Source organism: Brevibacillus brevis, from assembly GCF_031583145.1.
GTDB classification, from domain to species: domain Bacteria; phylum Bacillota; class Bacilli; order Brevibacillales; family Brevibacillaceae; genus Brevibacillus; species Brevibacillus brevis_E.
The window spans coordinates 734,669-750,288 of the sequence record NZ_CP134050.1 but is presented as its reverse complement, the minus strand read 5'-3'; the positions used below and the strand labels follow the sequence as shown (position 1 = coordinate 750,288).

Genomic DNA, 15,620 nt, shown 5'->3' with positions numbered 1-15,620 from the left:
CATCTTAATCCTAAAGTAATGGATGCGATTGGGAGTTACAAGGAAAAAATACTTAAAATTTGTAAAATTGCCTGCCGGTGATACAAAAAAGAGTAGGATGGTTTCCTACTCTTCGGTTTCATTATGAAAAAATGGCGTGCCCTGAGAGATTCGAACTCCCGACCTTTTGATTCGTAGTCAAACGCTCTATCCAGCTGAGCTAAGGGCACAATATAAACGCGCCTGAGATACATCATGGAGCGGACGGCGGGTCTCGCTTCCACTGGCGCTGCTGCGCAGAAACACTTCTCAGCAAGCCAGATCTGAAGTACCCGAGCCATCCATCTTGTTCATCTTCGAGGGTGAACCCGGCACGGGTGAGAGATCCTGAGTATCATCATGGAGCGGACGACGGGTCTCGAACCCGCGACCTTCGCCTTGGCAAGGCGACGCTCTACCAATTGAGCTACGTCCGCATAAGGAAAGAGGTAACTCTCTTCTCGACAAACCCTTATATGGATGCTCTTGACCTGAAGCTTGCAAGCAATAGCAACAAATGGTCCAAAAGCAACTGACAGAAGAAGTTTACCATAATACAACCAGACGGGTCAAGATTTTTGTCCAATCTGTTTATGGTAAAGTAGGATAAAACATGCTGCATCTTGGGTATAACCTGGTCTAAAAACTTTCCCAAATATTTGGCTCTTTCTCATTTTTGTTTATTGGAATACTATTATAGTTATTCTTATTCATGTGTTGTACTGTTCTGAGGAGATGAGGTTTATGATCGAAGATTCAAGTCCGCGTATTGTCCCTCCCATGCACTGCCATTCTTGTGGGTGTTCCAAGTTCCATAAGGATGAATGTATTTTGCAACTCAAAAATGCAGAGTTTGGCGGCCAATTTATGCAGAACACTGCCAACATCAATACAAAAGAATTTAGGAAGACTTCATGCTGGATAGAGCATGGCGCAGTCGGTAGCTTTCTCCGGTAAACGCCAGAATATGGGCGTGGTGGACGAGGCGATCCACAAGGGCTGCCGTCAATCGCGTATCTCCAAACACCGTATTCCACTGCCCAAACTCCAAATTCGACGTCACAATCACACTGTTTCTCTCATAGCAGGCCGAGATAACATGAAACAACAGCTCAGCCCCCGTTTGGTGAAAGGGAACAAACCCAACCTCGTCCAAAATCAACAACTCACAGTCTGCCAGTTCTTTTTGAAACCGCATCAGTGCCCCATTCGCGTGTTTTTCCTGCAAGAGCGCAACCAGATCGGGAACACGGAAGAATCGAACGGCATATCCCCTTCGGCACGCCTCTACGCCAAGCGCTGTTGCCAGATGGGTCTTCCCCGTGCCCACTTTTCCCAGCATCAGCACATTTTCCTTGCGCTCCAAAAAACGTAGGTCGATCAATCCCTCCTTTGTACATGTTTCCGGTAAGGTGACTGCCTCAAAAGCGTAATCTTCCAGTGTCTTCAGTTGGGGAAACGCGGCTTTCTTTATCAGTCGCTTCAGCTTTGTCTCCTCCCGCTGTTGAATCTCCATCCGCAAGACTCCCAGCAAGAAGCTCTCCCGATCTTCAAACGGCACCTGTTCATAGGTTTCCATCACATGCGCCAAATGCAAAGTTTTGCACACCTTTGCCAGCTCTTCTCTCATTCCACCCTCACCCCCAGGATCCGGTCGTACTCATCCAGCATGGGTATCTGCCCGTGAAGGGCAGGGGGTGTATGCGACTCTGAAAACGGTTCCGGGCGGAAAACAGGGTGTTTTATCGCGTAAAGGGCATGCTCCAAGGCAACAGCCAGATGCTCTTGCTGATGCGACAATTCTCCCAGTACTTGCCCGATTTCCTCCAACGTATAGGTGTCGAGCAATCGATGGAGCAGGCGAATTCGTGCTTTTCGTGCATTCATGTCTTCCACCGTCAAAAACGTTTGGAGCGCCTGAGGCATCATGTTGGTAAAGGAAGAATACATCACCGCCCGCGGGCGTTTTTCATATCTCTTCAATACCGCCTTCCAATCTACTGAAATGACTTTCTCCGTATAGGGACGAGGCAATGTCACAATCGGGGTATATGTCCCGTCTGCCGTTAACACCTCCAGCACATCCCACTTGACTTTCACCAAAACCGGCTGCATGGCCCGACACTGCGGCAACGGGAAGAGAGCCGCGTCAAACGACAGCTCAGCGTATTTGTTCAGGTGGCACGTCTCCAGCCGGAAAATCTCCAGCGGTGTCGTCGGCAGCGTCAGCAGCTTGCATTTTTCTTGCTCCCACAACTCGGCAATGGTTTGCTTTTTCACATAGTGAGGGCGCTGCATATCCGCACGGGCAGCTTCCGCCAAATACGTCTCCAGTTGTTCCGGCGTATCGATAACCGGTGGCGGAACACACCAGTTCCGGCGTCCATACCCCACTTTGTTTTCCACATGGCCTTTCTCATGGCCGCTGTATGGATTGCAAAACAGGGGCTCAAAGCGGTAATGGGCGCAGAAACGCCGAAACGCTTCCGTACACTCTCGTTTTCCGCCTTGCTGGATGGACACAACAGCAGCGGACAAGTTGTCAAACCAAATCTTGCGAGGAACCCCTCCCATTTGCTGAAATAGCCGCCCTAAGGCCTCCAGAAAGCATTCCGTGTTTTCTTTCGGAACCGGGAACACAAAGGCGGCATTGCTGTACGGAAACGACAGGGTCAATACTTTCCGCTCCACCAGTTCTCCCGACTTGACCACGTACACCGTCCCGAAGTCAGCCTGAGCTTCTCCACCTGGATGCTCCAAACGCTCAAAATGTTCGGCTCGTTCGGCTGCCATGGCTTTCTTCCGTTTGGAGACATATTCGGATACCGTTCGCTGCCCGCCAGGGAAGCCGTACTCATCCCGTAACCGCTGAAACATGCGGACGGCTGTATGGCGTTGCTTGCGTGGAAGACGCTCATCATCCTCCAGCCATGTGTCAATAATCTCTAAGTACGGTCCCAACACCGGATGGCGGCCTTTTCGCTTGCATACCGGTTCATTCCAATCGTCGCGATCCGCATATTTCTTGGCGGTTCGCCAATTCACCTGGACACGTTCCGCAATTTCCTGAATCGAACACCCTTCGACTTCTCGCAAAAATCGGATATACTGTTGTTGTGGCACTTTCAACATTCCTCTCACTCCCTCAGATTTTCGCCAAATCCAAGGGTAGATTTTGTAGGGGGATGTTGGCAAGTGCCTTTTTCATGGCCTCAGAATTGCGGTGGAACTCTGCAGTTTTCCGCCGCAATTCTCTGCACTTTTATCCTGCCATAAACAGATGAAAAACGAACGTACACCTATCAGGATTACGTTGATAGCAGCACGGTAAGTGTTCAGGTGCATCGCCGGAGATATCGTTGTTCTCGTTGCGGTACGAAACAGTGGGACCATGTTTGCGGAGCCTCTACCTATTTGAGAAAAACGTATCGTCTCATTCATTGGGAAGAGCAAATGCACAATTCCAAACGGAAGCGAAAGGCCAAGCAAATGTTTTCGACCGAATAGAGCCTTCTGACTTACCCGTGCTGGTTGTAGCTTGTTACGGTACGAACATACATATCCGCTCCCATCTGGGGGTGTTTTTTTGTTGGAAAGTACTATTGGTGAAAAGGCCCTTCTCAATCAAGAAGCTAACGATTTCGTCCCCAACTTGGATTTAACAGCTGGGGACTTTATTCCAGGTTTCCTGACAAATAAAAAAAGCCTTGATTTCTCAAGGCTTTTTCATGTATGGTGCGGGTGAAGGGACTTGAACCCCCACGGTTGCCCGCCAGAACCTAAATCTGGTCGAGGCCATCTGACAGATAAGAGTGTATCATGTCGAATGCTGATGGGTCAAGGGTTTTGTGCAAACTGTTTATGGTAAGGAAGGGCAAAAAATGAAACCTACTGTTCGATTTGGTCCCCAATTCGTCCCCGCGTCCCCAAGTGTCCGTCGGATTTCTTCTATATTAAATATGCATACAGCGGATTATTTGGATCGATATTGACAGCAAAGACCCGTCTCCGATTAATGCAGAGACGGGTCTACAGCTTCTTATTTGTTGAGCCACTCCATATACGAAATCATCTGTCCGGGATCAAGCCTTGATTCTTTGGTGTAAATTTTATCTGGGGGCCCTATCTGAGATGTCAAAAATACGAGTAAGTTGTCGAACTGTTGGTAATCACCGTTACCAACCGAAATTTTCAATATTTTTCGGTTGTAAGTAACAACGTACGTGGTCCCAGTACTCTCATCTACAAATTGTGCTATCGCTTCTGGTTTTTTAAAAACAACAAAAATAGCTCCAATGATCCTACTTCTTACATCCATTGAATCAAATGAGGTAAGTACATTTGACACGTTGCTCTCCCCTTTATGGAATTACGTCAATGATTGCTTCCATCTGAATCCACCGGCTCTCCTCATCGTTCACCAGTTTAACCCGCCGGCTGTTTTGATCCATCCACTTGATCACGCCCCACATGCTGAAGATTTTGCCCAAGTCCTCTTTGACTGGCTGCCACCAGGTGATGGTGATTGCATAGTCCTCGCGGGCCGAGTCTCTGATGAGGTAATGAAATGACTCAAGCTCGTCTTGCTCGAGTTCCGGCATCTTTACCAGCTTCATATCCTCCCTGTGCTGCAGATACAGCTCGCGCTGCTCTGGCAGCACAAATCGGGATGCTGCAAACATATTGTCTATTTTGCTCGCCATGGATGATGGACTCCCCTTTCCCAGGCTTCCAGCAGCACAATTTTGTCTGGCTGCATTCGGTCCCAATTGATATATTCTTCTCGTTTCAAGACTTCCAAAACCTCCATGATTCCGCCCCGGGATCTCCCGGTTTTGATGCACAGTTCATCTACCGTTGGTGTCCGGCGACGGCCGGCAGAATAGTTGCCGATGATACGCAGGACCTTCCTTTCGATATCAGACAGCATGTCGGGTCACCACCGGGGCGACTGCGAGGATGTTGGCGATTGTAAAGACGCGTTTTGCTTGCCGAGTGAAGCAGTAAGCTTTGACGCGGTTACCGGTTATTGCGTGCAGACGTAAGGTTCGTTTGCTCGTCTGGCCGCGACGATCTATGTAGATAATCTCCACCAGCTGGCCAGCATTGAGGTATCGTTGTAGTTCACGGTGCATACTCATCACCCGTTCAATTTGTTGATACACGGACAATCTTTGCAACGTCGATCCAGACGCTGTCGTGCATGTTTTCCACCCGGATACGGCGGTTGGACGTATCGATCTTCTTTACCACGCCGGTTATTTTGCGGATTTCGCCCAGTTTCTCTTTCACCTTCACCGGATGCCACCAGCGTATGGTGACAGTTTTCCCGTCCTTCTGACTCTCCGTAATCATGTAGCCGTATTCCATTTGTTCGTCTTCGTCGATTGTTGGGCGCTGTACGAGTTTAGTTTCATCCACAAACAGAGCCATGTCGGCACCTCCAAAGAGAACGTTAGTTTGTATTTTACACAAACGTATGTTTGGTTTTCAAGATAAAAAAAGACAGCTGCTTGGTCATAGCCCCGTCAAGTAGACAGTAAGAAAAGAAGGTTTTCCTATGCGGCGATCGCTGCTCGGTATTCCACCGGGGAGAGATCGCCCAGTTTTTTCTGGAAACGTTCGTTGTTGTAGTAATCGATATAATCTGTAATCAATTTGCGCGCAGTAGCCTCACATCCTGGCTTTTCAAGGTAAAGCTTTTCGGTTTTCAGGTGGGAAAAGAACGACTCGATACATGCGTTATCAAAGCAATTTCCACGTCTGGAATGGCTTCCAATCAGTTCTTTTTCCTCCAAAAGATTGCTGTATGATTTCGTTGTGTATTGAAATCCTTGGTCTGAATGGAGAATGGCGCCTTTTGCCTTCAATTGTTTTACCGTATCCAATACCAACTGCAAATCGTTGCGCGCAGATAGCTCCCAGGCTACGACTTCGTTATTGTACAGGTCTAACACAACCGATAAATAAACAAAATCGTGTCCGACCCGAACATAGGTAATGTCCGTTACAAATTTGTGCAAGACCACTTCTGCGGTAAATTCGCGGTTAAGAACATTAGGAAAGACTACGGATGGTTTACAACCCGCAAACGGTCGTTTCTTGCGGATCACGGAGCGAATTCCCAGCTCTCGCATGAGTCGTCGCACTTTCTTGTGATTCACATGAAACCCTTCTTTGTACAGAGCGGTACGCATACGTTTGTAGCCGAAATATGGTCTGATACGATGAATCGCTAAAAGATGTTCTTTGAGATCGCTGTCTTTTTCGATGCGAGCTTCGCGGCATCCCATAGTGGCCTTCCACTTATAGAAACCAGCCCGGGATACTTCAGCGATCTTGCACAACATGACGATTGGATGGTTCTTGCTCATTTTTTCGATGGTTCGATACCGGGCTTGCTGATCCAACTTCCCTCCCCGTGCAGATTCGGATTGAGCTTTTTTAGGTATTCTACCTGCGCTTTCAAGTAAGCATTTTCCTCTTCCATGCTGCTAAAATGTTTCTTATTCCAACGCCCACGGTAATCCTCAAATGATTCACCATTCTGGTGCTTCCGTACCCAACTGATAATTTGTGCATCACTTTTAATCCCGAGTTTTCCCCGTATCATCGGATAGCTCCACTGTTCTTCCAAACGCAGGCGAACGGCTTCTTTCTTGGTCACCTCGTCATAACGATTAAATGTTTGCCCTTTCTTTGGTGGCATGAAAAATCCCCTCCGGTCAACAGTGATGAATTCATGATAGCATGAACTCTTTTTTCACTGTCTACCTTAAGGGGATAATACCATTCCCCGGTGCTTTCTCGCTTCATTTTCTGATTCGTTTGGTCGATTCGCGCACGCACAGTTCCGGCAGCATCACTACCCGCTTTTTCCCTTTCTTTTCCCCTTTGATTTCCTCGATCAACAGGTCCATCACTTGCCGGCCCATATCGTGAAACGGCTGGGCGACCGTCGTTAGCGGCGGATTGGAGATAGCAGCGAGAATCGTGTTGTCGTAGCCGACTACTGAGACGTCATCGGGAATCGACAGCCCCAGCTCTCTCGCCGCCTGGATAATCCCAATCGCGACCAAATCATTGCCTGCGAAAATGGCGGTTGGCCGTTCAGCAGCCTGCAGCATTTTCAAGCCCATCTGTTTGCCGCCTTCTACAGACGACGGACCAAAAAGGACGTATTTTTCATCATATTCCAAACCATTTTCCTGCAAGGCGTGGCGGTAACCGCGCGTGCGCTCCCGGCCGACCTCCAGATCGAGCTGGATTGCGCCAATCTGCTGATGGCCCAGGTCGAGCAAATGCTGTGTCGCGTTGTAGCCGCCGATGAAATCATCCACGGTTACCGTATCGACGGACACAGTGGAGACGTCGCGGGCCAGTACGGCGATCGGAATTTTCAGATTCAGCAAGTCGCGGATCACGGCATCATTTTGAAATCCGGACGCAAGAATAAACCCGTCCACGCTCTTTTGCTTAAGCAGCGAGATGTACTTCGACTCCTTTTCCGGGCGATAGTCCGTGCTGCACATGACGATGCTGTAGCCCAGCTCGTGGCCCCGGTCCTCGATACTTCGCGCCAGCTCGGCAAAGAACGGGTTCGCCAGGTCGGGAATCAACAGGCCGATGGAGTACGTCGACTTGCCCGTCAAGGCGGAAGCCACGAGGCTCGGCTGGTAATCCAGCTCCTTCATGACCTGCAATACTCTTTGGCGCGTCTTTTCCCCGATCCGCCCCGTGTTGTTGATGACCTTGGACACGGTTGCAATAGACACGTTCGCTTCCCTTGCCACATCATAAATGGTTTTTTTCATTGTAGTTTCCTTCCATCATAGTGATAGCGATCTATCTGACGTCCGGGATGAACTTCGTTTTCATTCCAAGTGATTAAGCGCTTTAAGCTTATATTTATTGTAAAGAACAAATAATCGCGAAGCAATAACCCATATCCGCGCTCGCGCAAGCACAGAGGGGACACGGGGCATCCCCGACCGCGTCACGGCTTCTGGTTGGGCCGCCGCCAATAAAAAAACGCGTAGCAGAAAACCGCTAGGCGTTTGACTTTTGCTTGCTTATACTTCTCTCTTTTTTCAGCCGCGTGGTCGAGTCGCGGACGATGCGTTTCGTATTCAGCACGATTCTGCTTTTGTATTGCTTTTCCCCTTTGATCTCGGCCACGATCAGGTCCATCACTTCGCGCCCCATGTTCTGAATCGGCTGGGCAATCGTCGTCAACTGCGGATCAATGATCGTCGCAATTACCGTATTGTCAAAACCTACGACCGAGATATCCTCCGGGACGCGCAGCTTTTTCTCACGGATCGCCTCGATTGCCCCGATTGCCAGCAGGTCGTTACAGGCAAAAAAGGCAGTCGGCGGGTCGGGGGAGTTCAAATAATCGAGCGCGATTTTTTTGCCCCACGGGACGTTCGACTCCAGCGTAAACTGGCTGAAAGCGTACTCGCGAATCCCGCCATGATCTTCCAGCGCTTTGCGAAAGCCGCGGATTCTTTCCCGGTTGCTCCAGACGTCGCGGGCGATAATCGCGATTTTTTGATGGCCCAGCTCGATCAGGTAGGAGGCCGCATCGTACCCGCCCTGAAAATCGTCAATGCACACCGCGTTCACATTGAAGGCTGGGACGTCGCGAGCGACGATGGCGACCGGATACTTTTCCGCGATCAGCTTTTCCACCTCCAAGGTGTTCTCGAAGCCCGAGGCCAAAATGAACCCGTCTACATTTTTTCGCTTCAACAGCTCGATATACTTCGCTTCTTTGTCGGGGTTGTAGTCCGTGCTGCAAATGACCAGGTTGTACCCTAGCTCATTCCCGCGGTCTTCGATGCTGCGCGCCAGCTCGGCGAAAAACAGGTTCGACAAATCCGGAATCAAAAGTCCGATGGTGTACGTATGCTTCCCGGTCAGTGCAGTAGCGATCACATTTTGCTGATAGTTCAGGCTGCCAATGACCTTCCATACTTTATTTTTCGTTTTCTCGCTGATTCGGCCGGTATTGTTGATGACTTTCGAGACAGTAGCAATCGACACCCCCGCTTTCTTTGCTACATCGTAAATGGTCGGCTTCATCTCTACCCTCTCTTTGTAAAGAAAAATCGGTCTTGAAACATGTTTGTGCCAAAAAGCGGCCGTCTACGCTTTTCCCGAGGAGCCAAACTCTCTCATCTTTCCTTTCACCGCGTCTTTGATCGCCTCTCGGGCAGGGCCCAAATATTTGCGCGGATCGTAGACGTTCGGGTTTTCGGCCAGCACTTTGCGAACGGCGGCTGCCGAGGCGATCTGGTTTTCCGTGTTGACGTTGATTTTCGCTGTGCCCAAAGAAATCGCTCGCCGAATATGCTGGGTAGGGATGCCCGTCCCTCCGTGCAGCACCAGCGGCAATCCGGTCAGCTTTTGCACTTCCTCCATACGGTCAAAGCCGAGCTTCGGCTCCCCTTTGTACGGTCCGTGCACAGACCCGAGCGCCGGGGCCAGGCAGTCCACTCCTGTTTCCTTCGCCAGCCTGTCGCACTCGGCCGGAATGGCGTACATCGCTTCGGCGTCATCGACCACGAGATCGTCTTCCTGCCCGCCGATTCGCCCGAGTTCCGCCTCTACGGATACTCCGAGCACATGAGCGACCTCGACGACCTTTTTCGTAATCGCGATGTTCTCCTCCAGCGGATGGTGCGAGCCGTCGATCATGACGGAAGTAAACCCGGCATGAATCGCTTCCACGCACTTTTCGAAGGAAGAGCCGTGGTCGAGATGAATGGCGACGTCAACCGTGATCTTGTACTCCTCGATCAACGACTTCACCAGGCCGACAATCAGCTTGAAGCCGCCCATGTAGCGAGCCGCGCCTTCACTGACTCCCAAAATAACCGGAGATTGTTCCTCCTCTGCCGCCTGCAAAATCGCTTGCGTAAACTCCAGATTGTTAATGTTGAACTGTCCGACTGCATACTTTTCTTGTACTGCCTTGTTCAGCATCGCTGTCATGGATACGAGTGGCATCTGAATCCTCCTATAGTAAAAAATGGTATTTTGTCGCTTGCTCGTTTTATTGTTCGTTGCAGCTCCTGCTTTTACGCCTGTGCCTTGGCTGCCGCGTGCATGCTCGCCAAAACCTCGACTACCCGATCGCCAACCTCGGAGGTCGAAGCTTTTCCGCCCATGTCGGGCGTCAGTACTGCGCCCTCGACCATCACCTGCTCGATCGCCTTCAAGACGCTGCCTGCCAGCTCTTCATAGCCGAAAAACTCCAGCATCTGACTGGCCGACCAGATCGCCGCCAACGGATTCGCGATCCCTTTTCCCGCAATGTCAGGCGCTGAGCCGTGAATCGGTTCGAACATGGAAGGATGCGTCCGCTCCGGATTGATATTCGCTCCAGCGGCAAAGCCCAAGCCTCCGGCGAGCGCTGCCCCCAAATCGGTTAAAATATCCCCGAACAGGTTGGAGGTAACGACTACCTGGAATCGTTCCGGCTGCTTAATCATCAGCATGCTGGCTGCATCTACGAGATACGAGTGCGTCGGGACATCCGGGTATTCGCTCGCCACCTCCGCAAACACCTGGTCCCAAAACACCATGGAGTAGTTCAGGGCGTTCCCTTTGCTGATGCTGGTCAGCGATTTGCCCGTTTTGCGCGCCGTTTCAAACGCGTAGCGAATGATCCGCTCCGTCCCTTTGCGCGAGAAAACGCTCGTTTGCAGCACGGTCTCGTTGTCTTTTCCCTTGAACAGCCAGTCCCCCGCTCCCGCATATTCGCCCTCGCTGTTTTCGCGGATGAACAGCATATCGACCTGTTCCTTCCCCGTGTTTTTCAGCGGGCACGGCGCTCCATCCAACAGCGTGATCGGGCGAATGTTCACGTACTGGTCAAACTCCTTGCGAATCTTCAAGAGCAAATCCCAGAGCGATATGTGGTCGGGAACGCCGGGAAAGCCGACTGCGCCCAGGTAAATGGCGTCAAACTGCCGCAACTGCTCGATGCCATCCTCTGCCATCATCCTTCCGTGCTGGAGGTAATACTCGCAGCCCCACGGAAAGTAATGAAAATCGAATCGAACATTTGTCAGCTCTACGACCTTTTCCAGCACCTTTACCCCTTCCTGGATCACTTCAGGGCCAATCCCGTCTCCCGGGATGACGGCAATTTTGTACAATTTCGTCATACGTTTCTCCTTTCGCAATCGCTTGCATTGTTGTTGGATTGTGGCGTTTATACACCCGTGTTCATTACTAATCGCATCGAATAACAAGGAAATCTTTTTCGCGCTTCCGGCGTCCCCGCTGCGGACAGCATTCATAAAAAATAGCGAATTGACGCTAGATTAAGCGGTTACCCTAGTATTATAGTTTACGATCAATTCCGGTGTAAATGTATTTATCGAAAAAATGTGAGTATTTTAACGAAAGCAGGTTAAGCGGTTTCTTCGAGGGAGGGGGAGGCTTGCGTCTGGGCTTTCTCTGGATTTCATGAGTCCATTGGAGCGCTGGCGCGGAGTCAAGTCATGAGCGAAGAGTTTGTCTCCAAAGGGCACAAGTCTTGGTCTTGGTCTTGGGCTTGGTCTTGGGCTTGGCCGTGGTCTTGGCCCTGGCCCTTCATTTGGAGCCACACTATGCTGCTGCCCTGCAAAACAAAAAAACGGAGGCACGAGGCCCCCGTCGAGGATGTTAGCTGAACCGTTGATGCGCGTTGTTTTGCATGAGAAAATCATTCATTTTGGCAGCCAGACCGCCGTGACCAAATCGCATCCGTCTCCCCTGCCTGTTCTGCTCGCGAGCGATGCGGAGAAACTCGATCAACAGCTTCCTTCTTTGCGTGATCTCCACGTACCCGTGCTCGTAAAACCACGCATCCATCGTATTGAAAACGCCGCGATTGATGCCAAATTCCCGTTGCAGATGCTGCGCAAACGTCAAGTCCGGCAAATGCACAATGCTCGCTGCTGTCACAAGCCGATCATCGCCTCCTGTTCCGCTCTGCTTGTCCGCCCTTTTTGCCCGGACAGCCGAAACGCTGCCTTCACGCTGTTTACGTCGCGCTCGATCTGCTTTTGCAACTGAGTGAGATCGAAAAAGGCCATTTCCGGCCTGACGTAGAAATGTACGTCCACGTATACACACGCTCCGTAAAGGTCTCCGTCCCACTCAAACAAATGCACTTCATGGCTGATTTGCACTCCATCGTGAAAAGTAGGTCTGCGGCCGACATTCATCACGCCCGCATGCGTCTGTCCGTTCCACAAAAGCGTCACCCCGTACACGCCCTGCTCCAGCCTGGGATGCGGGGGAAGCAGAGACAGATTCGCGGTCGGGAAGCCGAGCGTTCTGCCTACTTGCTTGCCGCTCACCACCTGGCCGTGCAAAGTACAAAGGGGCTGCTCTATCTTCTTCCCCTCTTTCCGTAGCGTATTGGTCGCTCCAATTGTCTTTGTTGCGGTTTGTGGCCGCGGTTTGTAGCCGCGGCGTTCCAAGCACACCTACCCGAAGCACGGACTCGCTTTGCCAGAACCCCCACACGCTGCATCGTCCTTTTCCGCTCGCTCAGTTTCCTTTGAGCGCCTTTTGCATGAACACGATCTCCTGCGCCAAAAGGGCGATTCGCTCCAAGACGTCCGGAGCGACTACTTCGTTATTCGCATTGAAATGGTCAGCATGCGCATAGACGTAGCCTGGAGCCGTGAATGCGCGAAAATAACCGGCAATCGGCTTCAGTTGATTTTCAATGACCAGGTAATGCTGGTACGTTCCGCCTGTCGCGACAAACCCCATCACTTTATGGCGCAGGGCAGAGACGGGAATCAGGTCAAACAAATTTTTCAGCGCTCCGGTGAGCGAACCTTGGAAAATCGGTGTTCCGATGACATAACAATCCGCAGCCGTTACCAGCTCGATCACTTTTTTGGTGTCGCCCGTATAGGTCCCAGGGTCCCGGCCATCACAAAACTGCACCTGGTACTCGCTTAAATCCAGCAATTCCACCTCTATGCTGTCGTCCTGCTTTTTTACGTGACGCAAAACCTCCTGGACAACAGCCGCTGTTTTCCTGCCTGTGACCGTCCCGGAAATTCCCAACAGCTTCATAATAAGCCCCTCCCTTCTGCTTAGCTGCAAACAGCGCAGCTCGCTTTTCGGCTACACCGTCTGCGGCTTTACATGCAGGCGAGGCAAAACTTCCTCGACCAGCAAGCGCATGGACTCTTTCCATATTTCCGGCGATTCGCTGTAGTCGTAGCCCGTAATCAGCAAAGTCCCGAAACCGCCGACCGTGTCATACAGCTTTTGCAGCTTTTTCGCGACCGTTTCCGGCGATCCTACCAGCCAGTCGGTTTTGGCCATTAATTCGGCAGTTACCTCTTCGTCGGCAAGCGCCGGATCGGGCTTCAAGTTTTTGATGTCGCCCTGCTTTTTAAACAGCGGCAGCCATGACTCGTCAAAGAATCGACCCATCATGCCTCCCAACGCTCCGGCCATTGCTTCTTCATCCGTTTTCGCGACAAAGACGTCTTGCGTGATGCGCCAACTGCTTCTGTCCGCTTCTTTCCCTACAGAGCGCGCCCCTTCTTCCACCGCATTCCAGTGCGATTTGATATACTCGCTGTTCCAGCCGAGACTCATCGGGATAAATCCGCGTTCGCCCGCCATTTTCAATGTGGCTGAACCCGCGCTGAACCCTGTAATCCCGATAGGCGGATGCGGCTTTTGGAACGGCTTGATATGCGGTCCGAGAATCCCGTCATGCCGCGCCTTTGGCTGGTTGGCGCTGTAAAATTTCCCCCGGAACGAAAAGGACTCCTCGTCTGACCACAATCTCTGCATCAGCTCCCACGCTTCCATCATCATTTCCCGGTTTATTTTTCCGTCGACAGCAAACAGCTCCCAGTCTGTTTGGGTTCCGCCTGCCCCGATCCCGAGCATCAAGCGGCCTTGGGCGAGATGGTCGAGATAGGCGACGCGATGCGCCAACTCCACCGGATGATGATAGGGCAGCAAATGGGCACCGGGCGCCAGCTTGATTTGCTTTGTCCGCAACAGCGCCTGCGCGATGATTAAATCCGGGGATGGAATCGGCTCCCACGGCGCGGTAAAATGCTCCCCGATCCACACTTCGCTATACCCCAATTTGTCGGCATATTCAATCATTTCCAGATCCCACTGGGTCGCATCGTACAAAGATCGCTCCGGCGGATGCTGCGGCATCAAAAACATTCCGATATTCAATTTCGTCATAATAATCCCTCCATTTATGAAGAAAAATGCTCGTTTCTCAGTCCGTGCACATTTACGCGCACTTTTTGTTCGGTTTGGCAAGAGGTTTTGGCCGCATGGGCGATTTCCTGCGCGATCAATCCGTCTTTGATGCCGACAGCAGGCTTGGCATCGCGGTGCAAGCACTCGATAAAATGCTCCAGCTCGCGCAAGTAAGCGGTCTCAAACCGTTCCATAAAAAACGGAATAATGTCAAAGCTGCCCTGATTCGGCCCGAGAAGCGTCACGTTATGATTGCGCAAGCCGGCGATGACCAATGTCCCTTCCGTCCCGATCACTTCCGCGCGAATGTCGTAGCCGTATTTGGCATTTCGGTACCCTTCCACATCGCCTGCGGCCCCATCGGCAAACCGCAAATACGTTAACGCCTGGTCCACATCGTCATACTTGGCCACGATCGGCGAAGCCAGGACCGATCCCATCGCATTCACTTCCACGATCTCCTGGCCCATCAAAAAGCGGGCGATATCAAAGTCGTGGATGTTCAAATCGGTAAAAATGCCGCCGCATGTCGCCACGTACTCTTCATGCGCGACAAATGGGTCCCGCGTAACGCCTTTGAAATAGAGCGGCGTCCCGATATCTCCTGCCGCAATTCTGTCTCTGGCATGCGCGTAAGCCGGATCAAACCGCCGCATAAACCCAAGCTGGCACGTAATCCCTGCTTCCTCAATCACGCTCGCCGTTCTTCTCGCGACCTGAATGTCTGTCGAAATCGGCTTTTCCAAAAACAGCGCTTTTCCCGACCGGGCCACCTTCCGAGCCAGCTCGGCATGCGTGCTGGTTGGCGTCACAACGATGATGGCGTCAATGTCATCGCGCGCTATGATCGCATCCGGCTCTGTGGACCAGTATTTCACCTCATGCTCCCGGGCGAATGTTTCCGCTACGCCCGGCATCACATCGGAGACAGCTACGAGCTGCGCTCCTTTTATCTTCCCTGCAATATTTTCGGCATGAATTTTGCCCAATCTCCCCAACCCCAAAACGGCACATCGCACTTTCCGATCCACGACACTCGAACCCCTTTCCTAAAATGGCAATTGAACACCGCTTTTGCACATGCGCGAGTTGAACACGTAGTTTCCCAGATGCGTACGGGTATGGCTTCGCGGCGTGCGCTGGTAAAGCAGCAAGGTAACAAACGAAAGAAACAAAACACTTCATTTAGTTAACCGCTTTTCGTTACCCCCTTTTGTTTCCTCGCGTTTTGTTTGGTAGCGCACTGTAAAAAGTGGGCTGTTCCATTTGTAACTCAGTATAAACCCTCTGTTTTATCAATTCAACAAGAAAGTTAATTAATTTTCTGAATAATTTTTTCGTGA

General features: G+C 51.2%; 15 protein-coding genes and 2 tRNA genes. All 17 read right to left on the bottom strand.

Features of this window, described 5'->3' with window-relative positions:
- Positions 1-132: 132 nt before the first annotated feature.
- Positions 133-209, bottom strand: a tRNA-Arg gene (locus tag RGB73_RS03955).
- Positions 210-379: 170 nt separating this feature from the next.
- Positions 380-455: transfer RNA gene (locus RGB73_RS03950), tRNA-Gly, on the bottom strand.
- A 464-nt stretch (positions 456-919) separates the two neighbouring features.
- Positions 920-1,648 (bottom strand): IS21-like element helper ATPase IstB, encoded by a 729-nt coding sequence (gene istB, locus RGB73_RS03945; protein WP_310769327.1) that lies wholly within the window; start codon positions 1,646-1,648, stop codon positions 920-922.
- Entirely contained in the window at positions 1,645-3,150 is a 1,506-nt protein-coding gene (gene istA, locus RGB73_RS03940; protein WP_024985199.1) for an IS21 family transposase, read from the bottom strand. The genes istB and istA overlap by 4 nt, the downstream gene beginning before the upstream one ends.
- 907 nt (positions 3,151-4,057) lie before the next feature.
- Positions 4,058-4,366 carry a hypothetical protein gene (locus tag RGB73_RS03935; protein WP_310769325.1) on the bottom strand — a complete coding sequence of 103 codons (309 nt, stop codon included), beginning with the start codon at positions 4,364-4,366 and terminating at the stop codon, positions 4,058-4,060.
- A gap of 13 nt (positions 4,367-4,379) precedes the next feature.
- Positions 4,380-4,721 (bottom strand): YolD-like family protein, encoded by a 342-nt coding sequence (locus tag RGB73_RS03930; protein ID WP_221843642.1) that lies wholly within the window; start codon positions 4,719-4,721, stop codon positions 4,380-4,382.
- 445 nt (positions 4,722-5,166) lie between these two features.
- Positions 5,167-5,451: a YolD-like family protein gene (locus RGB73_RS03925; RefSeq protein ID WP_310769323.1), complete on the bottom strand. Its 285-nt coding sequence runs from the start codon at positions 5,449-5,451 to the stop codon at positions 5,167-5,169.
- A 125-nt stretch (positions 5,452-5,576) separates the two neighbouring features.
- Positions 5,577-6,727, bottom strand: a protein-coding gene (locus RGB73_RS03920; protein WP_396136110.1) for an IS3 family transposase whose coding sequence is annotated in 2 segments (ribosomal slippage) — positions 5,577-6,466 and positions 6,466-6,727 — 1,152 coding nt in all. Because the reading frame shifts where the segments join, the coding sequence is not laid out codon by codon here.
- 103 nt (positions 6,728-6,830) lie between these two features.
- Entirely contained in the window at positions 6,831-7,832 is a 1,002-nt protein-coding gene (locus tag RGB73_RS03915; RefSeq protein WP_007785962.1) for a LacI family DNA-binding transcriptional regulator, read from the bottom strand.
- A gap of 235 nt (positions 7,833-8,067) precedes the next feature.
- Positions 8,068-9,105: a LacI family DNA-binding transcriptional regulator gene (locus tag RGB73_RS03910; protein ID WP_007785961.1), complete on the bottom strand. Its 1,038-nt coding sequence runs from the start codon at positions 9,103-9,105 to the stop codon at positions 8,068-8,070.
- Between the two features lie 63 nt (positions 9,106-9,168).
- Complete coding sequence (gene fba, locus RGB73_RS03905) at positions 9,169-10,032, bottom strand: class II fructose-1,6-bisphosphate aldolase (RefSeq protein ID WP_007785959.1); 864 nt, start codon at positions 10,030-10,032, stop codon at positions 9,169-9,171.
- 71 nt (positions 10,033-10,103) lie between these two features.
- The gene (locus RGB73_RS03900; protein ID WP_310769320.1) at positions 10,104-11,195 is read right to left on the bottom strand and encodes a tartrate dehydrogenase; all 1,092 of its coding nucleotides are present in this window, start codon (positions 11,193-11,195) and stop codon (positions 10,104-10,106) included.
- Positions 11,196-11,697: 502 nt separating this feature from the next.
- On the bottom strand, positions 11,698-11,979 hold the full coding sequence (locus RGB73_RS03895; RefSeq protein ID WP_007785955.1) for a hypothetical protein: 282 nt from the start codon (positions 11,977-11,979) through the stop codon (positions 11,698-11,700).
- Positions 11,976-12,392 carry a riboflavin kinase gene (locus tag RGB73_RS03890; protein ID WP_310769318.1) on the bottom strand — a complete coding sequence of 139 codons (417 nt, stop codon included), beginning with the start codon at positions 12,390-12,392 and terminating at the stop codon, positions 11,976-11,978. Before RGB73_RS03890 ends, RGB73_RS03895 begins: the two co-directional genes overlap by 4 nt.
- 178 nt (positions 12,393-12,570) lie before the next feature.
- A complete protein-coding gene (locus RGB73_RS03885; protein ID WP_310670599.1) occupies positions 12,571-13,110 on the bottom strand; it encodes an NADPH-dependent FMN reductase in 540 nt (179 codons plus the stop codon).
- Positions 13,111-13,161: 51 nt separating this feature from the next.
- Positions 13,162-14,256, bottom strand: coding sequence for an LLM class flavin-dependent oxidoreductase (locus tag RGB73_RS03880; RefSeq protein WP_007785949.1), 1,095 nt, complete (start codon positions 14,254-14,256; stop codon positions 13,162-13,164).
- Between the two features lie 14 nt (positions 14,257-14,270).
- Positions 14,271-15,308: an inositol 2-dehydrogenase gene (gene iolG, locus RGB73_RS03875; protein ID WP_283858331.1), complete on the bottom strand. Its 1,038-nt coding sequence runs from the start codon at positions 15,306-15,308 to the stop codon at positions 14,271-14,273.
- Between the last annotated feature and the right edge of the window lie 312 nt (positions 15,309-15,620).